Source organism: Candidatus Methylacidiphilales bacterium (assembly GCA_030054035.1).
Taxonomy (GTDB): domain Bacteria; phylum Pseudomonadota; class Gammaproteobacteria; order JASGCS01; family JASGCS01; genus JASGCS01.
This window is the reverse complement of record JASGCS010000005.1, coordinates 1-25170: the sequence shown is the minus strand read 5'-3', so window position 1 is coordinate 25170 and position 25170 is coordinate 1. Positions and strand designations below refer to the sequence as shown.

At 37.6% G+C, this 25170-nt stretch carries 24 protein-coding genes and 1 tRNA gene; 22 read left to right on the top strand and 3 right to left on the bottom strand.

The features are described 5' to 3' along the window. Positions 1-6: 6 nt before the first annotated feature. The 4 genes from rpsF to dnaB are packed head-to-tail and all read left to right on the top strand — an operon-like array spanning position 7 to position 2618. Positions 7-426, top strand: a complete 420-nt coding sequence (gene rpsF / locus QM538_04760; protein MDI9347795.1) for a 30S ribosomal protein S6 — start codon at positions 7-9, stop codon at positions 424-426. Between the two features lie 8 nt (positions 427-434). After that, a complete protein-coding gene (rpsR, locus tag QM538_04755; GenBank protein ID MDI9347794.1) occupies positions 435-710 on the top strand; it encodes a 30S ribosomal protein S18 in 276 nt (91 codons plus the stop codon). A 5-nt stretch (positions 711-715) separates the two neighbouring features. Beyond that, positions 716-1168, top strand: a complete 453-nt coding sequence (rplI, locus tag QM538_04750; GenBank protein MDI9347793.1) for a 50S ribosomal protein L9 — start codon at positions 716-718, stop codon at positions 1166-1168. Between the two features lie 13 nt (positions 1169-1181). Next, on the top strand, positions 1182-2618 hold the full coding sequence (gene dnaB / locus QM538_04745) for a replicative DNA helicase (protein ID MDI9347792.1): 1437 nt from the start codon (positions 1182-1184) through the stop codon (positions 2616-2618). A 25-nt stretch (positions 2619-2643) separates the two neighbouring features. Here dnaB and dksA read toward each other — a convergent pair whose 3' ends face one another. Continuing rightward, positions 2644-3345, bottom strand: coding sequence for an RNA polymerase-binding protein DksA (gene dksA, locus QM538_04740; GenBank protein ID MDI9347791.1), 702 nt, complete (start codon positions 3343-3345; stop codon positions 2644-2646). Positions 3346-3370: 25 nt separating this feature from the next. Next, positions 3371-4579 carry an exodeoxyribonuclease VII large subunit gene (gene xseA, locus QM538_04735; protein MDI9347790.1) on the bottom strand — a complete coding sequence of 403 codons (1209 nt, stop codon included), beginning with the start codon at positions 4577-4579 and terminating at the stop codon, positions 3371-3373. Positions 4580-4622: 43 nt separating this feature from the next. On the opposite strand from xseA, the gene guaB reads away from it, so the two are divergent. The 4 genes from guaB (at position 4623) to QM538_04715 (ending at position 8112) form a co-directional block, all read left to right on the top strand. Then, positions 4623-6083 (top strand): IMP dehydrogenase, encoded by a 1461-nt coding sequence (gene guaB, locus QM538_04730; protein MDI9347789.1) that lies wholly within the window; start codon positions 4623-4625, stop codon positions 6081-6083. Continuing rightward, positions 6083-7657 (top strand): glutamine-hydrolyzing GMP synthase, encoded by a 1575-nt coding sequence (guaA, locus tag QM538_04725; GenBank protein MDI9347788.1) that lies wholly within the window; start codon positions 6083-6085, stop codon positions 7655-7657. Before guaB ends, guaA begins: the two co-directional genes overlap by 1 nt. 23 nt (positions 7658-7680) lie before the next feature. Beyond that, positions 7681-8013: a DUF1820 family protein gene (locus QM538_04720; GenBank protein MDI9347787.1), complete on the top strand. Its 333-nt coding sequence runs from the start codon at positions 7681-7683 to the stop codon at positions 8011-8013. 7 nt (positions 8014-8020) lie between these two features. Then, positions 8021-8112 (top strand) — tRNA-Ser (locus QM538_04715). An 878-nt stretch (positions 8113-8990) separates the two neighbouring features. Here the strand turns inward: QM538_04715 and QM538_04710 are convergent. After that, positions 8991-9251: a recombinase family protein gene (locus QM538_04710; GenBank protein ID MDI9347786.1), complete on the bottom strand. Its 261-nt coding sequence runs from the start codon at positions 9249-9251 to the stop codon at positions 8991-8993. Positions 9252-9563: 312 nt separating this feature from the next. Here QM538_04710 and QM538_04705 point away from each other — a divergent pair, with 312 nt between their 5' ends. From QM538_04705 to QM538_04640, 14 genes are all read left to right on the top strand, one after another. After that, a complete protein-coding gene (locus QM538_04705; protein MDI9347785.1) occupies positions 9564-10637 on the top strand; it encodes a DNA cytosine methyltransferase in 1074 nt (357 codons plus the stop codon). 4 nt (positions 10638-10641) lie between these two features. Further along, complete coding sequence (locus QM538_04700) at positions 10642-12087, top strand: hypothetical protein (protein MDI9347784.1); 1446 nt, start codon at positions 10642-10644, stop codon at positions 12085-12087. A 3-nt stretch (positions 12088-12090) separates the two neighbouring features. Further along, positions 12091-12723 carry a DNA methyltransferase gene (locus tag QM538_04695; protein MDI9347783.1) on the top strand — a complete coding sequence of 211 codons (633 nt, stop codon included), beginning with the start codon at positions 12091-12093 and terminating at the stop codon, positions 12721-12723. Between the two features lie 7 nt (positions 12724-12730). Beyond that, positions 12731-13522, top strand: coding sequence for a hypothetical protein (locus QM538_04690; GenBank protein MDI9347782.1), 792 nt, complete (start codon positions 12731-12733; stop codon positions 13520-13522). A gap of 435 nt (positions 13523-13957) precedes the next feature. Next, positions 13958-14431, top strand: a complete 474-nt coding sequence (locus QM538_04685; GenBank protein ID MDI9347781.1) for a hypothetical protein — start codon at positions 13958-13960, stop codon at positions 14429-14431. Between the two features lie 157 nt (positions 14432-14588). After that, complete coding sequence (locus QM538_04680; GenBank protein MDI9347780.1) at positions 14589-17726, top strand: FimV/HubP family polar landmark protein; 3138 nt, start codon at positions 14589-14591, stop codon at positions 17724-17726. A gap of 5 nt (positions 17727-17731) precedes the next feature. Beyond that, the gene (truA, locus tag QM538_04675) at positions 17732-18535 is read left to right on the top strand and encodes a tRNA pseudouridine(38-40) synthase TruA (protein ID MDI9347779.1); all 804 of its coding nucleotides are present in this window, start codon (positions 17732-17734) and stop codon (positions 18533-18535) included. Further along, positions 18519-19139, top strand: coding sequence for a phosphoribosylanthranilate isomerase (locus QM538_04670; protein MDI9347778.1), 621 nt, complete (start codon positions 18519-18521; stop codon positions 19137-19139). Before truA ends, QM538_04670 begins: the two co-directional genes overlap by 17 nt. Next, positions 19136-20332 carry a tryptophan synthase subunit beta gene (gene trpB / locus QM538_04665; protein ID MDI9347777.1) on the top strand — a complete coding sequence of 399 codons (1197 nt, stop codon included), beginning with the start codon at positions 19136-19138 and terminating at the stop codon, positions 20330-20332. The genes QM538_04670 and trpB overlap by 4 nt, the downstream gene beginning before the upstream one ends. 3 nt (positions 20333-20335) lie before the next feature. Continuing rightward, positions 20336-21142 carry a tryptophan synthase subunit alpha gene (gene trpA / locus QM538_04660; protein ID MDI9347776.1) on the top strand — a complete coding sequence of 269 codons (807 nt, stop codon included), beginning with the start codon at positions 20336-20338 and terminating at the stop codon, positions 21140-21142. 53 nt (positions 21143-21195) lie between these two features. After that, on the top strand, positions 21196-22407 hold the full coding sequence (locus QM538_04655; GenBank protein ID MDI9347775.1) for a Mur ligase family protein: 1212 nt from the start codon (positions 21196-21198) through the stop codon (positions 22405-22407). Next, complete coding sequence (locus tag QM538_04650; GenBank protein ID MDI9347774.1) at positions 22394-23002, top strand: SPOR domain-containing protein; 609 nt, start codon at positions 22394-22396, stop codon at positions 23000-23002. The genes QM538_04655 and QM538_04650 overlap by 14 nt, the downstream gene beginning before the upstream one ends. Positions 23003-23037: 35 nt before the next feature. Beyond that, on the top strand, positions 23038-24444 hold the full coding sequence (purF, locus tag QM538_04645) for an amidophosphoribosyltransferase (protein ID MDI9347773.1): 1407 nt from the start codon (positions 23038-23040) through the stop codon (positions 24442-24444). Positions 24445-24584: 140 nt separating this feature from the next. Then, positions 24585-25170, top strand: a 586-nt coding sequence (locus QM538_04640) for a filamentous hemagglutinin N-terminal domain-containing protein (GenBank protein MDI9347772.1), incomplete at its 3' end; no start/stop codon positions are given.

The following is a 25170-nucleotide window of genomic DNA, read 5'->3' as shown; positions in this document are numbered from 1 at the left end:
GCCCTTATGTCCATTAAAACAAAGATGAATCATTACGAAATCGTAATTCTAGTACATCCAGATCGAGTGGATCAGGTTGATGCAATGCTTGAGCGTTATGTAAGTATGATTGAAAAAGGCTCCGGTAAGATATATAGAAACGAGAACTGGGGAAGACAATCCTTAGCGTACCCAATTGAAAAATTAACTAAAGCAATTTATCTTTTATTAAATGTAGAATGTAATAGCGATGTGCTACATGAACTTCAAAAACTTTTTAGATTTAGCGATTCAGTAATGCGTTTTTTGATCATTCGGATGGATAAAGCAATCTCAGAGACATCGTTGTTTCTAAAACGAAAGCAGTTGCAAGAAAGTTCAGAAGTGGAAAACAACTCCGAATTGAGCGATGACCCTCTTCTAGCACCAATTACAGAACGGATATAACTAAACAAATGGCAGCCCCTAAAAATAAAAAAAGCAAAAGTTTTTCAATTAGTAAATCTGAACTTACTCGACTAGATTATCCAATCTTACGTGAACCTCCTAAAATGTTTGACTATAAAGACATTGCGTCGCTTGTGCCGTTTCTAAGCGAAACAAAAAAAATTCTTTCTCCAAAATCTAGATTTATGGATTCAAAAAAACAACGACAACTTAGTCTCGCGGTTAAACGAGCCAGATTTATTGCGTTACTTCCCTACACAGATAGTCACTCGTTACAACAATAATTTTTATGCAAGTTATTTTATTAGAACGTATTGCAAATCTCGGTTCAATTGGGGAGAAAGTTAAAGTTAAGAATGGCTATTGCAGAAACTACCTTATACCAAATAAAAAGGCACTACCTTATTCCGAAGAAAATTTTGCAATTTTTGAAAAGTTAAAAGAAAAATTACTTGATCAAGAGTCAAAACGCACCACTGATGCTCAAAGCGTAGCAGTTGCGCTTGAAGGATTAGCAGTTGTTGTTAATTCACTTGCCAATTCAGAAGGGAAGTTGTTCGGTTCTATTGGTACGACGATAATTTCTAGTGCGGTTAATAAACTTGGATTTTCTATTGGACGTTCGCAAGTGCTTATGCCCAATGGCCCGATTCGAGAAGTTGGTATTTTTCCTATTTCTATCAGGTTGCATTTGGATATTATTTCTACTATTCAATTAACAGTTAAAGCAGAAGAATCTTAATATTTGTTTTTTCGTGGGACCAGAACAACATTACAGTTTACTCCCGCATCAAAAAGAGCGCAATGAAGACTTAAAAAGACTTCAACAAGTTGAAGCCTCATTACTTGGTTGTTTGATGCAAAGTGAGCTGGCTTGGGTGGAAGTATTTGATAAAATTACAGTCGAAGACTTTTCTTTAACCAGCCATCGGCAGATCTTTAAAGCCATTACACAAATTGCAATCCATACCCATACCTTTGATGTAGTAGCGGTGGCTGATTTCTTAAGTAATAATAACCATCTTGAACAAGTAGGAGGGTTATCGTACTTACTACATCTTGTCTCAGAAAACCCATCTGCTGCCCATGTTAAAACCTATGCGCAAATTTTAAAAAACGCTTCACTGTTACGGGCGCTTGCAATTTTTGGTGAAAAAACTACCAAACACGCACTGTACCCTGAGGGAGAGTCTGCGAAAGATATCATCCGAATTATTGAGACTGACTTGATGAAAATTCAAGAACATGGTGGGTTAAAAAGTGATGTTGCGCATATTTCCGCCTTCTCTTCTTCTATTCGAGAAGATATCAAGCGAAACCAAGACCGAGAAACCAATTTACTTGGAATCTCAAGTGGTTTTCCAGCACTAGATAAAATTACGTTAGGTTTTCAACCCGGTGATTTGATTGTATTAGCAGCTAGGCCAGGACATGGCAAAACCGCCCTAGCCTTAAACATTACCCAAGCGGTTGCGCTCAACAAGTTACCAGTATTATTTTTTAGCATGGAAATGTCGTGTAAACAGTTGGTGGTTAGATTGCTATCTTCGTTAACCAATATTAATCACGCGACCATTCGATCTGGCAAATTACAATCTCAGTCCGATTTTGATATGATAGATAAAGTGCTCAGTTTAGATGAGCAGGAGTTCCCTCTATTTATTGAAGATGCTTCTGCACTTACTCCATTGGATTTGTTTACTATAGCTCGGATGGTGGTAAGAAAACATAAACTTTCTTTTATCGTAGTAGATTATATTCAGTTGATGAGCTCAAATGAGAGAGAAAATAATAGAGTAAATGAAATCGCAAAGATAACTAGGTCTTTGAAGCAATTAGCTAAAGAAATCCAAGTTCCGGTGCTTGCACTGTCACAGCTATCTCGTGAAATTGAAAAAAGAGGCAGGGAAGAGCCTAAGCTTTCCGACTTGCGCGATAGTGGTACTATTGAACAAGATGCCGATATTGTGCTCTTTATACATCAAGACGAAAAAGATGAAAATAAGAAAACTAATTATTTACAATGTAAATTAATAATTGCAAAACACAGAAATGGCCCAGTCGGCTCAATATCACTTGAGTTTAACAAACCGATAGTAACATTTACTTCAAGAGAAGTGGTGCCACTCCCTCCTATGCATTCCAGCGATAACGCTGACGATAAAAATAATTTCGAGCGTTATGAAGTTTAATATAAAACGTTAGCTAACACAAACACTACCCATGACTATGGCGAGTTTGCCTCTCTTCTCGCTCTTTAGCAGATTTACATTGTATGCAAAGGGTTGCTTCTGGTCTGGAAAGCAATCGTTCTCGACCAATTTTATCACCGCAACTTTCACAAAAACCAAATTGATTTTTTTCTAGTAGTCTTGTTGAGTGTTCAATCTTTTTTAATAAATTTCTTTCACGATCTCTTGTGCGAAGTTCAATAGAAAACTCTTCTTCTTGTGTGGCTCGATCGGTTTGGTCAGGAAAATTAATTGAATCAGATTGAAGGTGATCTTTGGTTAGATTCATCTCGTTAAGTAAAAGATCTTTTTTATTGGCAAAATATTGCTTGAAAAATTCAACATCTTTTTTTTGTAGATAATTACTCTGTTTTTTTAATTTACTTAATTTTGCTTTTTCGTACTCTAATATATTTTGCGGGGTGGTAGAATTAGTGTTATCAACTGCCCTTGCAATTACAATATGTTCTGACTTGAGCTTGCTTTTTAGCTTAGTATTACGAACTCGTACCAGGTTAATTAATTTTTGTTTGGGAGTTAGCGATTTTTCAGAGCGCGCAGTCTTTTTTTTAGCAGTCTTAGCGATTACCTTAACAATTTTACGAGAAGTAATTTTTTTGCTAGGCCGTTTGGATAGTGTTCGTTTAATTTTTATTTTGTTAGATTTCTTTTTTAACTTCTTAATCATCACAAACCTCCAGGTAATTAGTCATCTATTTTACACTATCAATAGAAGTAACTTTTGAACTAAACTCGCCGGTAGCGACTTTTGTTTTAACAACTTGCCCCTCAGTTAATGCAGCGCTGTCAGTAATTAATCTGCCACTTTGATCCTGTACTATAGCGTACCCTCGCTGTAAAAGTGCCATGGGATTATTCAATCTAAGCGAATTGATTAGCTCAGAGAGTTGATAGGATTTTTTGTCAAAAACACTTTTCCAGTAGTATTGTAATTTGTCTTGTTTATTTTGAATTGAGTTTTCTAAATGTTCTACCAACATGTGTGGGTGGTGATGTGCAAGGGTGCGTTGTTTATAATCTAGTTCCATAGCGTGTTGCTCTAGCAATGTGTACATAGTGTGTTTTATATTGTCAGAATAGTGCGAGATTGTTTCTCGTACTTCAAATTGATCTAACGTTACTAACACTGCTGCTGCGGTAGGAGTTGATGCGCGAACATCAGCGACAAAATCAGTTAAGGTAAAGTCATTCTCATGACCAATCCCACTAATAATTGGCACAGGAGACTTAGCTATCAATCTGATTATTTTTTCTTCATTAAAAGTCCAAAGGTCTTCGAGAGATCCTCCGCCACGAACGAGTAAAATTACTTGATTGCTAGTATCTAGGTATGCTTGTTGCAGTGCGTGGCATACTGCCTCAACACTACCTTGCCCTTGCACGGTAGTGTGATAAAAATTAACTTCCATGAGAGGCCACCTTTTTTCAAGAGTCACAACCACATCATGTTGCGCGGCTCCAGTTGGGGAGGTGATCAGTGCGATTGTATCAATAGCTGTCGGCAACTCTTTTTTTCTTTCTTGGGCAAAAAGCCCTTCGGCCTCTAATTTCTTTTTCAACAATTCAAAAGTAATTGCCAAAGCGCCAACCCCAAATTCCACTAATTTTGAAACAATTATTTGAGTCTCACCCCGTGCTACATATACTGAAATCGTACCAAATAAAATAACTTCCATACCTTCTCTTGGTTTTACTGCTGCTCCCGATTGAGAAAATTTAAACATACAGCATCTAATCATTGAGTTTGCATCTTTTAAATTAAAATACCAATGCCCAGATGACGGCTCACTCATATTGCCAATTTCACCTCGTATCCATCGGGGGGCTACCTGATATTCAAGTACCTTTTTAATTTCTTGAGTGAGTTCGCTAACGCTACAATATGGTTCTGTGAAATTCATACCTCTGTTCCTCATAATAGAATACAGTAAAATAGCAACAATAATGATAAAGAAAATCATATCAAATAAAGGATTGACTTTTGATGATGTCCTACTGATACCAGATTATTCGGATGTTCTCCCTAAAGATGTCGATGTGTCAACTATCCTCACAAAAAAACTTACCCTAAAAATACCCATAATAGCTGCGGCAATGGACACGGTAACTGAACATCGTATGGCTATAGCTATGGCCCAGGAAGGGGGACTAGGAATTATTCATAAAAATATAACCCCTGATTTACAGGCAAAAGAAATCCACTATGTCAAACGCTACCAAAGTGGGGTGGTGCATAAACCAATTACTGCAACCACCAATCACACCATTACAGAAATTATGGAACTTACCCAGCGTCACAAAGTATCGTCAATGCCAATCATTGACGAAAAAACTAACACCGTGGCTGGATTAGTAACCAATCGAGATTTGCGATTTGAAACCGCTTCCTCAAAGTCGGTTACTACTATCATGACTCCACGAGAACGACTGGTAACCCTTCCGGCTTACACTTCCAAAAAGGAAGTAGAAAATCTATTGCGCACTCATAGAATAGAGCGAGTTTTGATAGTTTCTCCACAAGGAGAATTACTTGGTATGATTACAAAATCAGATCTTTCAAAAAGTGATAATTTTCCCATTGCAACGTTAGATTCAAAAGGTAGACTAAGAGTCGGCGCCGCGATTGGGCCTCATGATTTTGAAAGAGCTGAAAAAGTACTTGCAGCAGGGGCTGACATTATTGCTTTAGATACTGCGCATGGACATAGTAAATCGGTTTTAGAAGCGACCAAATGGATAAAAAAGAAATTCCCAAATACTGATTTAATAGTTGGTAATATTGCTACTGCAAAAGCCGCAAAGGCACTAGCAAGTCTTGGTGTGAATTGTGTTAAAGTTGGGATTGGTCCTGGTTCTATTTGTACTACCAGAATCGTTGCTGGTGTTGGTGTGCCTCAGATAACTGCTATCCAGGATGTTGCTAATGCGCTTAAGCGATCTTCAGTTACAATCATAGCAGATGGCGGGATTCGCTATTCTGGAGATATTGTAAAGGCACTTGCAACCGGAGCTCATGCGGTGATGTTGGGCAACCTTATTGCTGGCACTGAGGAGGCACCTGGGGAAGCAGAGATTTATCAAGGAAAATATTATAAGAATTATCGAGGTATGGGTTCACTTGGCGCTATGACGCAAGGATCAGCGGATAGATATTTTCAAGAACGAGGATTGGATAAACTAGTTCCTGAAGGAATAGAAGGTAGGATTCCTTACAAAGGTGAAGTGAAAGAAGTGCTCTACCAATTAATTGGAGGGCTTCGTTCTGGAATGGGCTACTGCGGATCAGCCACACTCCCGGATCTTCAAAAAAAATCTACCCTCATTACCATCACCACAGCGGGCATAACAGAAAGCCATGTCCATGATGTTGTCATAACCAAAGATTCCCCCAATTACAATCGATAATGGAGAGCGGTTCAGAGAAATTCACTATTGTGATTCTTGATTTTGGATCACAATACACCCAGTTGATCGCACGGAGAATTCGTCAAGCGAATGTTTTTTCAATTATTCTTCCCTGTGACATTACCAAAGAGGTTTTAATGAGCCACAAACCTTCTGGGGTGATTTTATCAGGTGGCCCTGATTCAGTTTCAGCTGAGGACGATTTTATTCTACCTGAGTACTTACTACATGCATCAATACCTTTACTTGGAATTTGTTATGGTATGCAACTCATCGCACAAGCACTTGGTGGAAAAGTCGCAAGCCATACCGGTAGTGAGTTTGGTAGATCAGAAATCCTCATCAATAATCAAAGTCTATTACTTAATGGTATTGAAGATTCTTTTGACGAGAAGGGTCAATCAAAGCTCATCACCTGGATGAGCCATAGTGACTCAGTTCTCACAGCACCACCATCATTCACGATTAATTCCACAAACAGCCAAGGCGCTATACTTGCAATGTCAGACGATGTAAGGAAAATATATGGCCTTCAATTTCACCCTGAAGTTTCCCATACTCTACAAGGACAAAGAATTATAAATAGATTCGTGCATAGAATCTGCCATTGTGAATCAACCTGGACACCACAATCTATCATTGCCCAACAAATTGAACAGATAAAAAGTACCTGTGAAAATAAACATGTGCTCCTTGCTCTTTCGGGGGGAGTAGATTCTCTCGTCTGCGCAATACTGGTGCATCGCGCCATTGGAGAAAATCTTCATTGTGTGCATGTTGATAATGGCTTAATGCGTTCAGAAGAAAGCGCTTATGTCAAACAAATTTTTGAAAAACTGACTGGGATTACCTTAACGGTAATCGATGCTAAAAAGATTTTTCTTAAAACCATTAAACGAGAAACCAATCCTGAGAAAAAAAGAAAAAAAATAGGTGCGGCATTCATCAGTGTATTTGAACAATATGCTAAAAAACAGGCGCCCATTGCATTCTTAGCGCAAGGAACAATTTACCCCGACCTCATTGAATCAGCAGTCCTTTCAAAAAAATCAAAGGTCATCAAATCTCACCATAATGTTGGGGGGCTACCTAAAAAAATGAATCTTAAAATTCTAGAACCTCTCTCACATTTATTCAAAGACGAGGTAAGAGCAATTGGCAAAGAGTTAGGTATCCCGGACGAAATGACTAACCGACATCCATTCCCAGGACCTGGCCTTGCGGTAAGAATTCTAGGTGAAGTTACTGAAGAGAGGTTAGCCATACTCAGAATTGCAGACAGTATCTTTTTAAAAGAACTATATCAGCACAATCTATACAACCAATGTAGCCAAGCGTTCTGTGTCTTTATACCTCAAAAAACTGTCGGAGTAAAAGGTGATGGCAGAGTGTATGAGTACATCATCGCAATCAGAGCAGTAAACACAACAGACTTCATGACCGCAACCCACACAGAATTACCTCACTCCTTCCTATCACTAGTAGCCAGAAGAATCGTCAATGAACTTCCCAGTATTTCAAGAGTAGTCTATGATATAACGAGCAAACCACCAGCGACGATTGAGTGGGAGTAGGCTTTTATGCTATAATCAAATAAATGCAAACTAAAATCTATAGAATTAAATTTAAAACTGAAGACTCAGTCTATGAACTATTTGCGCATAACTTTTACCAAGCAGACCTATTTGGTTTTGTCGTCATAGAAGGTATAACCTTTACAGAATTTCAATCTGACATCATAGCAAATCCTTCAGAAGAGAAGCTTCGCGAAGAGTTTAAATTTACAGAAAAGTTATTCCTTCCACTCCACTCCATTTTAAGAGTGGAACAAGTTTCTAACAATGGACTTGCAAGAATAGTACCTATGGACAGTAAAAAACTTCAATCAGGTCCAGTGGTGTATTCACAACCACCCAACAATGTAAAATAAAAAAAACGGAGAGATGTCAGAGTGGTCGAATGAGCTCGCCTGGAAAGTGAGTAAATGGCTAATACCATTTCAAGGGTTCGAATCCCTTTCTCTCCGCCATACTTGAAAATCGGAATCGGAAGCCGAAGGGGGTCTGCATGAAGTGCCGACACAAACGCATTCCCGCCAAAAATTCCCGAATTCAAAAGGTTTTTCCACGCTCCGCGTGGCTCAAAAAGTACGGTTCGATCCTTAATTTGAAAGTTCGAACCGGCTTTTTTGTACAAATGAAGTATTTCTTCATTTGTACACTCGTTTGTCAATTCTATATTGTATTTCAAAAACTTTTCGGTAAGTTCGAACCGATTATTCGTTTTTGTGTTGTCTGCAAAAAGCGTAGACGATTGGGCTTCACTCAACATATCCTTTCTATTTTCCGCCAACATCCAAGAAGCCCAATCGTCTGGCAAAGAAACTTTTTTGATTTCCTTTTGAATTTCTGAAGTGATGATTTCCTCGCGAGCATATTTTTGTGAACAAGGATTTATCCGTTTGTTGCAACGCAAATAGTTATGACCTTTCTGCGTTTCGGTAGTAATGAAGCAACCACATTCTCCGCAACGGAAAAATCCGCGATAGATGTATGGTTTCAAACCTTTGCTATGCGGTTTAGATTTTCGGCTCATCACTTCTGCAACGGAATCAAAAAGTTTCTTTGTAATAATCGGTTCATGCTTGCCATCAAAAATCTCCCCGTTATACCTCATCAATCCCGTATAGATAGGATTTTTGATAAGTTTTTGATAATTCGACACCGCAAGTTCCTTTCCGCTTTTTCGTTTCAATCCAAGTCCGTTAAATTTGTCGCGGACTTCCCGCAAAGTGAAGTTTCCCGTTGCATATGCCTCAAATATCTTTTTAACTAAAATCGAAAGTTCAGGATGTGGCACAATACCTTTTCCTTTCTCGTTCACATATCCAATCGGAGACATTTGAGGCTATATTCCTTCCTTCACTTTGTTTCTATGTCCGTGCTTGATATTTTCACTCAAATTGTCCACATAATACTTGGATTGCGAAAAAGCGATTGAGAGCATGAATTTTCCTTGCGGTGTCGGATCAAACCAAAAATTTGGAAATTTCATTTCTACGATCACGCCAGTATCAACGAGGTAGATGATTTTTCCTCCATCTACCGAGTTTCTCGCAAGTCTATCGGGATGCCACGCCAAAATACCAGACGCTTCGCCTTTTTCCATTCGCTCTTCTTTTTGTTTTGGGGGAATTCGGGGCGGGCATCATTGTTATAGTATATCATAACATTGTGATATACTATAACAATGCGATATAATGTGGATAATGCAAAACGAATCTACAAAGTTGGGTCTGAATCTGAAAAGAATCAGAACCAAAAAAAGCATATCGCAGGGAGATATAGCGCGGGACTTAGGAGTAAGTCGCGGGTTTATTAGTACCATAGAGAACGGAAAGACAAATCCGACACTTGCGACAATCGCAAAATTGGCAAAGGCTGTTAGTGTTTCTGTTAATGAATTACTAAAATAGTATCTATGAGAAGCACTACTAAAAAAATATTAAAGGGAGTATCTCTTTTCTCAAGTGCTGGCATTGGAGAAGCCTTTTTTAAGGATATTGGGGTAAGAATTATAGTTGCTAATGAGTTACTAGAAGATAGGGCAAAACTATATTCTAAATTATACAGTGATACAAAAATGATCGCTGGCGACATTTTAGATAAAAAAATATTTAAGAGTATTTTGGAACACTCTGGTAATAATGTCGATTTTCTCATATCGACTCCTCCATGTCAGGGTATGAGCATGGCTGGAAAGAATAGAGATCAAAAAACAATGTTAAATGATCAAAGAAATCATTTAGTGTTTAAAATTATTGATTTTATAAACATTAAAAAACCAAAGTATATTCTGATTGAGAATGTACCGAACTTTCTAAAACTAAAACTTCCATTCAAAAATAACCTACTAACCCTAGAGCAAATTTTGTCTAGTTTGTATGGTAAGGATTACGAAATTGAAGCACGGGTTATGGATACCTCCGAATACGGCGTTCCTCAAAAAAGAAAAAGAGCAATTATAAAAATGCACAAAAAGGGCTTGCAGTGGGCTTGGCCGACAAAAGAAAAATCAAAGACAGTTAAAGAAGCTATTGGTCATCTACCGAGCTTGGAAGCTAACCAAAAATCAAAATTATCTTGGCATTTTGCGAGGAAACACGCAGACAATCATATTTTGTGGATGAAGAACACACCAACAGGAAAATCTGCTTTTGAAAACAAGAAATATTTTCCCAAAAAAGACAACGGCGAAACAATCAAAAGTTACATGACAACTTATCGCCGAATAAAATGGGATGAACCTTCACCAACTATCACAATGAGAAATGACGCTATTAGCTCTCAACTAAATGTTCATCCGGGAAGAAAGTTAAAAGACGGAACATATTCTGACGCAAGAGTTTTAACCCCTTTGGAATTGATGATATTAAGTTCATTGCCTGAAAAATGGAATGTGCCACAAGATACGCCAGAAATTCTTATCAGAAAATGTCTCGGGGAAAGTGTTCCGCCACTTCTATTAAAAAAGGTACTTTCTGGTATCAAATAATTTTATGACTTACAGGATTGAAAAGAAAAAATGGATATTGTATAGACACACAAATAATTTTGATTTAATTACGGCCGTGGCTGTTAATTTGAAGTATTTCTCTAAAGCATCTATCTCGAAAGATGATAAGTTAGGTTTACTACTTAAATTAAAAGACCTTGCGTGCTATAAAGAAAGAAATCCCGAGCTTCCATTGGATTCAATCAACCATCGGATAAATACCCTTGCGTATTATATGTTTGGGTATAAAGACACAATTGACGGACAAGACCGATTTCTTTTTAGTCCACTTGGAAATTTATTTTTAAAACATATAGATAAAAAAGAGAATTTAAGCAAAATATTTTTTACAATGCTTTGGGCTATTCAATTTGAACATCCGCACGGAGGATCAGACAAAGTTTTTAATTTGTACCCTTTTAGACTTATCTTTAAACTTCTTTCTGACGAAAGAATAGAAAACAGGTTATTTGCCTATGAAGTTTCTTATCTCCTAGTTTTCATTGAAAGCATTGATAATCAGAATTATGAAAAATTAGTTAGTGAGATTCTTAAAATAAGAAAATGGAGTGATGAGGAAATTGAGAAAGCATTTAAAGAAGATGAACATACTTATGTCAATTCTGCATACGAATGGGATTACTATGTGAGCGAATTATTCAAAAACGCTGGAGTTATAGAAAAGACTGAGGGCGAGGTTATCTGTAAATTACTTCAAGGTAAAAGCACTTATCGAAAAATAACTCGTAATTTTGTAACGCTTAATCCACATCTTAATAAACTTTGTCAGAAATTGATGGTTGAATATCCATTCGACGAAAAACCTTTGCAACTAGAAGACCCTGAAAGATTGAAAATTGATGTCGTTAAACAAATATATAACTTTTATCCTCAAATTCTATTAGAAGAAATTGGGGAGAAAAAGGATGATTTGAAATACGGATTACTCAATTTGGCAAAACTTATTGAACAATACTCAAATAATAATGAAGGCGCAGAGGCTTATCTTTTTGAAGATATTATTACTGATGGTTTTAATATGTTTGTTAATGTAGAAGCTAAAAAAATTGGTGGTGCTGGTAATGCAGATTTGGAATGTTTGTACATAACAAAGAAAAAGAAGTTTGCAGTAGATGCTAAATCAACAAAAAATAAACTGTCTGGATTGAACGCTGGAAGATTGGCGGAACACAGAAGAAGAATAGGTGGTGAATATACGATAGTTGTTACCCCAAGGTATGTTCCTGCTGTTTTGCATGATATTAAATCTGCACCGATAGTTATTATTCGGGCGAGCACCTTTTCCGAATATCTATACAATCACATTGATAATGAAGTGAGAGAAATTGACTATGCCGACTTTGACAACATTGTTATGAATAACCTTGGAAAGGACATTAGTCGTAATATTTCCACCCTTACGATTGATAAATTCTCTGTAAAAAATTAGCTTATGCACAACCCGATAATAAAAATAACAAATGAAGACAATGCTAAACTTATGGCCAGATACGAAGATAAATATTTCGATTTAGCTATTGTCGATCCTCCATACGGGATTTTAAATAAGACAAAACGAGGAGGCGATCATAAGTTTAATATGGACGAATACAGTAAATGGGATATAAAACCTGATGACGAATATTTTAAAGAACTTTTTCGTGTCTCAAAAAATCAAATAATATGGGGCGGAAACTATTTTGGATATATTTGGACAAAGAACAAATTTAACAAGTGCTTTATTATATGGGACAAAAAACAACCAGAAACCTTAAATAATTTTTCTATGGCTGAAATGGCGTGGACTTCTATAGACAAACCATCAAAAATTTTTAGATTTAGTGTTATGAAAAATCGAAATAAGACTCATCCGACACAAAAACCAGTTGAACTTTATGAATGGATTTTGAAAATGTTTGCCAAAAAAGGAGATAAAATACTAGATACACATTTAGGAAGTGGCACAATTGCTATCGCTTGCCATAATGCAGGTTTTGATTTGACGGCTTGTGAAATAGACAAGAACTACTATAAGAAATCTTTAACTAAAATACGAGAAAAAGTCCCAAATATTATTTTGGGCTAAACTTAAGATGACTAACAATGCCTCAATTCTAGAACATCAAGCATATGACACGCACTTAAATTATATAAAGTGTCTTTCTGATTTAGTAAAAGGAGTTAGCATTAAATACACGGGGTCGCTTAAAAAAGCTGGTATTTCGGATATTGATGAGAAGAAAAATCTAATAAGTCTTACGAAGAAATCTCTAAATGATGAATATAAAATTGTTCAGATTGATGCTGATTATTCCTACGCCTCAACCTCTTGGCTTCCAGTAAAATCCTATTATTTAATTTTTAATATACTTGCAACCATTGAATATATTTTTAAATTACAAAAAGGTATTTTTAGACTTTCACACGCAAGTTGTGTTGAGGAGTTTTCGCGTAAATTAAGCTGTGGTGAAATTGAGTTTTCCGAGCCTATTCTTAATCAAGTATTTGATCAAGCAATTTTAAATTATATAGTTAGAAGTGGTGCAAATTTAAGTAGTCGAACAAGTCAGTTTGATATGTATAAAATGGCAATCCGTAAAATTGCTAAATATAAACTTGATGATTGGAAACAAAAAAATCGAATAGATTTAAGGAAGCCAGCTCATAAAACTAAATGTCAGCAATACCTCGCTTCTTTCTCTGTTTCCGTTTTTGATTTTCCGTATTATATGAGGATTCGTTCAAACTACCGAGATTTTGCATTTATTGACGGAGTTACTACCACCGAAACTGCGAATTATTTTAATACATTTTTTTATTTTACCGTGGGTTTTGTAAAAGCTCTTGAGGGAATGAAAAAGGATTTGATCGGTCTTCGTACTTAAGGGGAGCATCCACGCCGTCTTCTCTTTTTCCTACGGCGGGGATATTGCCCGCGAACGGGAGGGTGGGACAAGCGCATTTGTATTTGAGCCTCGGACATTTCCGCTAGGGTGTCCATGACTAAAGGATGAGCGCCGCCGTAATCTTGCAATACTAAAATCTAGTAGCGAAAGCGACACCACATACAGCCGATATGAGAACGAGAAGGGGGGGGTTGTGCGAGGGCGGACTCCGAAGGAACGAGGAGGAGCCCGAAGCTGGGGGAGGATTCCTTCCTCCCCCCAAACAGCCTCCTGCCCTCGCTCCCGCTCCGCAGAGCGTGAATGGCGAGGATAAGCAGGAAACCTATGACATCTAGGCGCGAGTAGCCCTAGCGGAAATGTCCGAGGCGAATTCCGAGGATGGACCCCTTTAGATCAGGGACGAAAAATAGTAGAATGGTAGAGGCACAATATCGAATTTGTATTTTCTGTTTTTTGTCCGCCCCGAATTCCCCCAATACAAAAAGTGGAGCAAATGGAAAATTCCTCTCCAAACCCATCCTTTTCCATTTGCGACATCCGAATTCAAAAACAAATGAGCCGAGGTTTTGGCAAATCCTTTCCCCAAAAAATAGTTTTGCCAAAACTTCGTCCGCATTGTTCCGCCACCTGCCCGAATACTTGGAGGACAGAACACCAAAGAAAAATGTCCTTTCCACTTTCAAAAGAAATTTCACCCCCGCCAAATCAAGAAAGCAAGGAACATTTTTCTTTGGTGTTGCCGAGAGAAGTGAGGCAGTGGCGGAACGATACGAGCGTACGAGGCAGTTTCAAGCCACCACGCGCTCCGCGCGTGCGATTAGTCGGAATCAGGATTTAATTCAAAATACATTCGAACTTTGTTTAATACACACCTCCACTGCTCGCTAATGAAACAAAATCTAGATTTAGACTAAATAAAAACAGTGCTTCAGGATACCTGGTAGGCTGAATTGTTCAATTTATTATTAATTGAAGGTACTTTGCTGTCAAAATTGTCTATTTTTATTCTGAATTACCTTAATTATTAGTATAAAATGGTTAGTTAATGCGATTGAATAGATTGTTGAAAGTGGTGGCTTTTTGTGCAGGGTGTTCTTGCTATGGGGTGGTCTATGCTATTTCATTTGGAAACTTGACTGTTGAGTCTTATTATAATGAGCCTTTGCTGGCCACTATCCCAATTTATGATCATACTGCTAGCGAATTAAATGCATTGAAAATTAGCATTGCAGGTGATGGTGAGTATGCGAATGCTGGATTGAGTAAAGATTATGTATTAAATTCAATTACTTTTAAGATTTTTACTAATGGTAAAGGTGAATCATTTGTACAGCTAACTACCGTTGAGGGATTGAAGTTTTCAATTGCAGATTTGTTGATACAGTTTAATTGGTCAAGTGGCGCTTTGATAAGGCAATATCCGCTATTACTTGATTTTTATGCATCCAGCGATGATGTTGTTGCAGAGGCAATTAGAAACCCAGAAGTTGATACTTTTCGTGAGTTAAATCCAGACAACAAAGGGGTTGTTGATATTTCAAGATTAGGGGTACCTTTAAAAAAATATAGCGAAAAAGCTGAAAGAAAAGTTACTCCTCCTCCTGTACAGTCTGAAGTCTCTGCTGCTAAAGACACAGTTGTGAAATTACCAGACGATACTGTGCCTACTAATGATACGCAAGTTGCTAGCGATACTCCTTCTGAAAAAGATACCAGTACGCCTGCTAATGATACGCAAGTCGCTACTAATGAGCAACCTGTAAGTACTGCTCCTACGGTTAAGGTTGAGGAAAAGAAAGCTGAGCCTGAAAAGCCTGTGGTGGCTTCTGCACCAATACGATTGCAGGTGGATGAGGAGTCTGCTGCTGAGGTTTCTGATGTGCAAAGTGTAAGTGTTGTGAAAGGGGATACTTTATCGCAGCTTGCTTCTCGTTATATGAAATCTGGATTTACATTAAATCAAATGATGCTTGCTTTTTATAGTAAGAATCCTGACGCCTTTTTAAATAATAATATTAACTACTTGAAGAGTGGTGTATCATTGAAAATTCCTAACGATGAAGTGGTGTCTTCAATTAGTAAATCTGTTGCGTTAGCGAAAGTGCAGTCTCAGTATGATGAGTTCCATGCATCCTTGAATAGGTATGCTCCTGTCCCAACCGCAGTCCAGAAAGCTACCAGTTCAGTCGCTAAAAAACAATTTGAGGTACTCTCTTCTGATTCTGAAATTGGCGGTAAGGGATCTGTGTCTCAGAGTGGAGCGAAGGGTGGTAAATCTTTAATTGCTCAACTTGATAAGAAAAAAGCAGAAGCAGTAGAGAAGTTTAAACGCTTAATTGAAAAAGAACAGTCTCTTTTAGAATCAACTGACAGGCAAATTGTAGAGACGGCTAAACTGATAGCTATTGAGCAACAAAAACTAGCTAAACTAGAAAAAGAAGTTGCGTTGCTAAAGAATGAAGTGCCAGTTACTCCTAAAATCGCAGAAGCTCCGATTGTTCAGACTCCACCACCACTAAAGGTAGAGGAAGATAAAGGTTTGTTTGTTGAATTGAAAGAGGCTTTTTCTGCGGCGCTTTCTGGTGATTTTAGTAAATTATTTCAAAGTAAATCAGTATTAATCGCCATCGTAGTGGCTTTAATCGCCATTATCATCTTCTTTAATCTTATCCGTTACATTATTAATTTAGTCAATGTAAAAAAAAACGATTTTCAAAGTAAGGTCTTAGACTCTGGTCACCATGAGATATCGAGTCAAAATGAGAGCCAAGTTGAAAGTTTATTTTCCAAAATAAGTAATTATTTTAAATCACTACTTCCAGGTAGTGGAGGTGCGAGTATTGAGGTTTCTGATGGTTTTGGCGGGGTTAGGAAAATCAGACCTCAGCACAATACGATGCAACATGCGACTAGTGTTGTAGCTCCATTGGGGGCGGGGATAGCTCAATCGGAAGATTCTTTAGAAAGTGTTCAATCTAGCCCTAGCCATGTTGCCCATGCTTCTAAACCATTAAAAGAAACTGTAGAAAATCAAGAATTTTTAGAAGAAATTAATACCTATCTTGGTTATGGGCTGTATGAACAGGCTGAAATTGTATTAAACGAAGCAATTCAAAATGATGAGGGGAATAAGTCTTTTTATTACACTAAGTTATTAGAATTATTTTATACAACTAAAAATGTAAATAAGTTTAAAGAATTTGCAAATCTTGCAAAAAACTCTGGTGATGAATTACTGTGGGATAAAGCTGTGTCATTAGGTAAAAATTTAATTCCAAATGATCCATTGTTCGCTCATGAATCTTCATCTGCGATATTGAAAGTTTCTGATCTTATGGTTGAGCGACGAAAAGATACCGATGTGGATTTATCTGACGCAGGTAAAGTTGTAGATATCCTTGAAACTGATTTAGATGTTGGGGGGTCAGATATAGGTAAAATTTCTTCTTCTGCAACAAATGAAAATGACTTGTTAGACATAGTTGGAGATTTATCTGATCAACCTGAGGATTTGATACCATCTTCACCTCAAGAACCATCCGCGTCCCAAGAGCACGCTAATAAATTAGAAGCATCATTTGAGAATGTACCTTTTGAAGATTTTGAAATGAAACCTGTCGCTACTGTTCATGCTGAAGATGAAGCGATGTTAGACTTTCCAAATATCAGCCCAGAAGAAACCAGTCAGAATCTTACCGAGTTATCAAATAGCGCTGTTAAATCTCTTGAAAACTCTAGCAACCAAAGTTTATCAGAGAATATTGATGTGCAGGAAGAAATCAAGCTTACAGCCAGTTCTCCCCCTGCGGCTAGCAATCAGAGTGTTGAAGAGATGATTGAAAAAACACAGGCTTTTGATGGAAACTTTAATAATTTATTTGACGAAGAGATGCTTAATGACTCACCCAGTAGCGCCCCTCCTAGTAAATACGAGTCATCTGAAGAACATGATCTAACCCAAATCAATGTATCTAAAAAACTCCAAGACGACAGCAAGGTAACTTTTGATAGTCAACAGTTATCTCTGAGTGATAATGATAATGAGGTTGTGTCAACTGCTGCCGAAGATATGGAAAGCGAACCAGAAGTTAGCGAAGTAGCTGATGCTGATTCAGATGAGTTACTTAAAGAATTTGAGAATCAAATGGCACAGCTTGATCTTGAAGGCAACAACAAGACATAAGTTTTATGCGATTTGCATGTGCGATTGAATACCTCGGCACAGAATTTAGTGGTTGGCAAAAACAAGTAGTTAAAAACACCGTACAGGAAATTTGCGAAAATGCCTTTTCAAAAATTGCTGATCATGAGGTCACTCTGGTATGTGCTGGCAGAACAGATCGAGGAGTGCATGCTACCTGCCAAGTGGTTCACTTTGACACAAAGTCCTTACGCAAGGATGACGCTTGGGTGCGAGGCTCTAATGGTTATTTACCTTCTAGTATTAAAGTTAAATGGGTAAAGGAAGTTGATGATACATTTCATGCGCGTTTTAGTGCATTGTCAAGAAGTTATCGGTATATCATTTGGAACGATTTTACTTGTTCAGCGTTACTCCAAGGATTGACTTCCTGGTGTTACACACCTATTGATATTGCAGAAATGCAAAATGCTAGTAAGTATTTACTCGGAACTCATGATTTCAGTTCTTTTCGATCTGCGGGATGTCAGGCAAAAACCCCTATCAGAACTATAGAATCAATTTCAATCCATAGAAATAATGCGTGTGTTGTATTTGATATAACCGCAAATGGATTTTTGCAAAATATGGTTAGGATTATTATTGGTTGCTTATTAGAAGTTGGTACTGGTCGAAAAAGTATACACTGGGTAGAAACGGTACTGCAGAGCAAGGATAGAAAAGTTAATTCTAAAACAATGACCCCTAACGGTTTATACCTTACCTATGTAAAATATCATGACCGATATCAGCTGCCCCTTACCATGCCAATAGTACCTACTATCTCACTTGCCAATGAAGTTACGAATTAAATTATGTGGACTTAAAAATCATAAGGAGATAGAAATTGCTTGTAAGTATGGTGTATATGCGATTGGTTTGGTGTTTGTGCAACATAGCGTTAGAAAAGTTACGATACATAGAGCAAAGTCACTTTGTCTTTCCGCACTACCGTTAGTTCAGCTCGTAGGTGTTTTTATGAACCCAACCAAACAATTTGTAAATCAGGTTATTCGGTCCGTACCACTCAATATGCTTCAATTTCATGGTATTGAACGTGAAGCGTTTTGTAAATCATTTTCGCTCCCTTATTTAAAAAGCATTCCAATTAATAGTGTAGGTTGGAAGGGTATCGCTCGCTTCATAAAGCTATACCCTAGTGCAAGTGGTTTTTTAATAGATAGTCATAAAGCCAATCAAATGGGTGGCACAGGCACCATTTCGGAATGGGAACAAGTGCCAAAATCAATACAACATAAATTAATTCTTTCTGGAGGGATACATGTAAAAAATATTATCAAGGCGCACCTTCAAACTGGAATTACACAGTTTGATATTAGTTCTGGTATAGAAAGCTCACGAGGAGTTAAAGATACCCGTAAAATAGTAGCACTATTACGACATAGCTTAAAATGAAATTCTCAGTAACTAATAATGAACTTAATCAATTTGATCAACATGGGTATATTGGCGAATTTGGCGGCAGGTATATCCCAGAAACACTGGTCCAGCCATGTCAGGAGTTGACGAATAGTTTTACTAAATTAGTTACCGATAAAAAGTTTATAAAAGAATATAACTCTTTATTAAAACAGTATTGTGGAAGGCCTACCCCTTTAACTGATTGTAAAAGGTTGCCTAGAAAAAATCCCAAAACTAAAATATTTTTAAAAAGAGAAGATTTAAATCATACTGGTAGTCATAAAATTAATAACGCACTTGGCCAAGCGTTGTTAGCAAAATACATGGGAAAAAAATTCCTACTTGCTGAAACCGGAGCTGGGCAGCATGGCGTAGCTACCGCCACGATTGGAGCGTTGTTAGATATGCCGACTAGAATCTATATGGGTAAAAAAGATATGCTTCGGCAATCACCGAATGTTGCACGAATGAAGTTGCTTGGCGCAACGGTAATTGAAGTTGCTCAAGGAAGCGCAACACTAAAAGACGCGCTAAATGAGGCGCTACGCGATTGGGTTTCTAGTTATCGAAATTCTCACTATGTAATCGGTTCAGTTAATGGCCCACATCCTTATCCGCTTATGGTAAGAAGTTTCCAACGGATTATCGGACGCGAGACTAAGTCTCAACTCAAAGAGTTCGGCATTTTAAATCCTGATGTAATTGTGGCATGTGTCGGAGGCGGCTCTAATGCGATTGGAATATTTTATGACTTTATCAAACAAAAGCAAATAGCATTAGTTGGGGTTGAGGCAGGTGGATCTAGTCTCGGACATTCTGCAAGTATTTCAAAAGGAGTAGTTGGTGTCCTGCATGGTCAGAAATCATATGTACTAAGTGATCGGTCTGGGTTAATCTTACCAACCCACTCAATTTCTGCTGGTATGGATTACCCTGGGGTAGGACCTGAACACGCATATCTCCATTCCATTGGTCGAGTAACATACTGTACGATATCTGACCAGCAAGCCCTAAGCGCTTTTCATACCTTGGCACGATGTGAGGGCATCTTGGCAGCACTTGAATCTTGCCATGCCATTTCATACGCCTTAAAACTTGCGATGAAACCAACCAAGCAAATAATTGTAGTTAATTGTTCTGGTCGGGGCGATAAAGATTTAGACACGATACAACAATTTGCAAAATAATGTATGAAATTGTTACCTCACCATCGACTTTCAGTCCTATTTAATCATCCAAAAAAAAGGTTTATCCCATTTATTTTGTGTGGCGATCCTACTAGTAAGTATACACTCCAAGCAATGCACTCGTTAGTTGACAGCGGTGCTGACGCGATAGAGATTGGAATACCTTTCACAGATCCTATCGCGGACGGAGCTGTATTGACCCGTGCACACACCAGATCATGCGCACAAGGAGTTACTATAACTCAAGTATTTGAAACCGTGCACAGATTTAGACGCACTAACCAAAAGACCCCATTAGTTCTTATGGGTTATTACAACCCTTGTTTTCAATTTGGATTCTCAGCATTTTGTCATAAGGCAGCTAAGCATGGAGTTGATGGTTTGATTTTAGTCGATTGTCCGAATGATGGAAAAGAACGCGTTGCTATTGAAAAATTATGTGCTGCAAATCAAATAGCTTTTATACCGCTTGTTTCACTCAATTCTTCTATCAGCACTATAAAGACTCGTTGTTTGGGAGGTAGTGGATATTGTTATCTGGTTGCGGTGGATGGTGTTACTGGCAGTTCGGCAATTAATATTAAAAACATTAACAGTACTTTTAAGCGCATTAAAAAACATGCGTCCCTACCAATAGCTATTGGTTTTGGAATTAATTCATTAGATCGGGCAAAACAACTATATCGATTTGCAGATACGATTATTATAGGGACACATTTAGCTTCTCTGCAAGAATCAAGCAAGGGTAATATGGCTCTTTCCTTAAACAAAATCAAAACATTTTGTTCTCAAATAAACCAAATCTTTTAGCTATGAATTTATTAAATACGCTGGAGCGACAAATTGGTAGAAGCCATACCTATATGGATTATTCTCTCTCACGAGTTACTACAGCTTGGGAGAAATTAGGTTGCCCTATTCCTGCCCCAGTGTGTATTACAGTAGCAGGCACTAACGGCAAAGGTTCTGTGGTGCATTTGTTAAGTTCTTTGTTTACAGATGCAGGGTATATAGTTGGTTCTTACACCTCACCCCACCTTAATAATTTTAATGAACGAATACGTGTAAACCAAGTGCCTGTACTCGCTACTGAATTATTGCAATGTACCAATGAAATCTCAAATGTTTGCGAATCTACCCCGCTTACTTTTTTTGAACACACTACGTTACTTATGTCCCTTGCTTTTCAGCGCAGAAATGTTCAACTTGCAATTTTAGAAGTTGGATTAGGAGGAAGACTTGACGCAGTGAATATTTTTCCTAATCATATTGCTTGTATTACTTCTATTGATTACGATCATTGCGAGATTCTTGGCAATACTTTATCAGAAATAGCGTATGAAAAATCTGGCATAATCAAGTCCACAAGCAAGTATGCAGTAGTCAATGCCTCGGGTCAGGATTCTGTGTTTATAGACCGCTGCGAAGAACTCCATGTTCCATTACAGCTACTCGGTAGAGATTTAGCTGTAAAAACATTATCACAACATTGGGAGCTGGCTGATCTCCCAAGTCTTCAAAATAAAAAACTACCGTATCCAAGAAATAAAAGTCTGGTTCATCTAGAAAATTTAGCATTAGCGCTTGCCTGCGTTGAGCGATTACAAGTATCTTTCCCAGTACGGCTTGATATGATACATAGCCATATTATTAAACATTTTGTACCCGGTCGAACCCAGAGTAGCACCACATATCCCTTTATTTTGTTTGATGTTGCGCATAATGTCGCTTCGTGTGTGGCGCTAATATGGTTTCTACAAGATACAAAATTTTGTAGCCAAGAATTTGTGGTGGTGTCTGGGTTTTGCAAAGAGAAAGATATCTCAACTATGATCGCACTATTTAAAGACCTCCCGATCCAGCGATGGTATTGTGTGCAAAGTAATCTGGAAAGGGGAGTGTCACCTGGACAACTTGCTGCATTAGTTACTTCTATACTACCTCGCACTCAAGCCATCGCCAGTACTACAGAGGTTGCGTTAAATGATATAATTAAAAATAAAATTCCGACATTAGTATTTGGTTCGTTCTATGTTGTTGGAGAAGCGATGGCACATACCAATGACACAATTTAAATTTTCTGAAAAAGCACCTCAATTATATTCACAACATGTTGTTTTTGTAATCGGAGCGATTAGTCTGATCTTCTTTTTTTTGTTTTCATTGTGGCTCATCTACTCTCGAGCTGGGATTATTCAAAGAAATTGGCTTGAAACACAGGACTCAGTATATGGCATCTCTTGTTTTACGAACCAACTATCTTCAGAAACAATTCAAAATCCCACTGAACCATTAATTAATGAAAACCCTAGCTTGAGCAACATGTCTGCTCAGAGTCAAATTACCCCCCAGGTATCTACACCCCCCATCAGCGTGAAACCTAATAGCCCATTACCTCAACCACCAATTAAAGACTCTGCCAAGTCTCAAAATCAGTTCATAGTCCAAATTGGAGTATTTAGTCAAAAACAGAACGCAGACCGAATAGTCACTGCGCTTAAAAGAAAAGGCATACCAGCTAAAATAATCGTGCTTCAATTCCTTGACTCAAAAAATAAGTACCAACTTCATCTTGGGCCTTTTGCAAGCGAAACTGAAGCAAAAGCGTATTCAGAAAAACAATACAAAATAACCGAGCAAAGAGGTATAATCAAGTCCATAAATAAATAAATGGAAATGATTGAATTTCTTTTGTTCATGTGTATATGTGCGCCATAGTTGGAATTCAAGCAACTCGCCCAGTATCGCTTCTACTTCATTCTGCGCTAATATCGCTTCAGCATCGGGGTCAGGATGCCGCAGGAATTATAACTGAAGACCAAGGTAAATTCTATTCAAAAAAAGGATTAGGCCTAGTTAAAGCTGTATTTTCAAATAATGATATATCTGAACTATTCGGCAATTCTGGTATTGCCCATCTTCGCTACCCCACTTCAGGTACGTTTGATGCGTTAAATGAAATACAGCCATTGTATGTTAATGCGCCATTTGGAATTACACTAAGTCATAATGGAAATATTACTAACTGTGAAGTATTAAAAGCAAGTATCCAACAAAATTTACCTCGTCATCTCAACACTGAGAACGATTCAGAAGTTATTATTAATTACCTAGCCTATCAATTACAAAAATATTGCAAGTTACCTTCACTTACTCCTGACGACCTGTGGTGGGCGGTTTCAAATTTATTTCGTGAGGCGCGAGGAGGCTACAGTATTATTGTTCAAATAGCTGATAAAGGAATGATTGCAATCAGAGATCCAAATGGAATTAGACCGCTTATTTATGGTAGTAAAAAAACAGAAAAAGGAACTGAGTATATAATTGCCTCAGAAAGTGTGGCTATTGATATTCTAGGCTATACCGTTGAGCGAGATGTCGCACCTGGAGAAATGATCTATTTTCAATCCAATCAAAAACCAATTTCTTACACCTATAAAAACCAAACTTTATTACCATGTCTTTTTGAGTTTGTCTATCTTGCTCGTCCAGATAGTACCATTGACGGCATTTCAGTGTATACAGCACGAATGGAAATGGGTCTAGCGTTGGCGAATAAAGTAAAAAAATCTTTACCTAATGAAAAAATAGATGTGGTAATTCCCATTCCAGACACTTCAAGAATTGCAGCGTATGAACTGGCAATGAAATTAAAGATTAACTACCGAGAAGGGTTCATTAAAAATAGATACATTGATAGGACATTTATAATGCCAAAGCAATTATCGAGAGAAATCTCTGTAAAACATAAATTAAATCCGGTCAAACAAGAGTTTTATGAGAAAATTGTTTTACTAGTCGATGATTCCATAGTTCGGGGCACTACCTCAAAAGAAATTGTACAAATGGCTAAACAAATGGGCGCTAAAAAAGTTTTTTTTGCAGTAGCGTCTCCACCTGTTCTTTTTCCAAATTATTATGGTATTGATATCCCTTCATCTGAGGAGCTCATTGCTACCAATAGAACGAACCAACAGATTGCTGATGAGATAGGAGCTGAGTCAGTTATTTATCTTTCTCTTGAAGAGCTTACCGATGCATTAACAAAACTCAATTCAAAAATTAAAAAATTTGAAGATTCATGTTTTTCTGGTAGCTATATTCACGAATAAATTATTGCGAATAGCTTACTAACATGTTACTAACAACTTTATCACAGGAGATACTGATTTTTTTTTAAGCTATACAGGTTTTTAATAGCTTGTACACAATTTATTTACAGCCTTTATCTGGTTGTTTTCTGTAATAAAATATGAGTTATGAAATTGCGATTGAGTCACAGTTAACTAACATGTTAAAATCACATTATTATGATTCGGCAATGAAATTTTTACTTCCTTTAATTATTCAATTACTGGTTATTCAAACTACTATTTCTTCTCCTGTGTTCGACGCTATCCAAGATGGCCAAGCCACCGTTAGTCAATCCCCTAACACCACCACCATCAATCAAACCTCATCTGCTACCACTATTACCTGGAACTCATTTAATGTACAGGCCAACGAACAAGTAATCTTTAACCAACCCTCTACGACAGCTATTGCTATTAACCATATCCTAGATAGCAACCCTTCCCAGATATTTGGTTCTATCTCAGCTAATGGCAGAATCATTCTCTTAAACCCACAAGGCTTCTACTTCGGAGCCAACTCATCTGTTTCAGCAAACACCTTCATTGCAGCAACCACTAGCCTAACCAATACCATCTACAACCCAACCACCAATACCCTCACCATCATCAATCCCACCATCCTTAACAACTCCATTCAAGCCCTCGGACAAATCTCCACCTCAAAAACTCAACTCATCGCCAAAACTATCACCCAACAAGGAACCA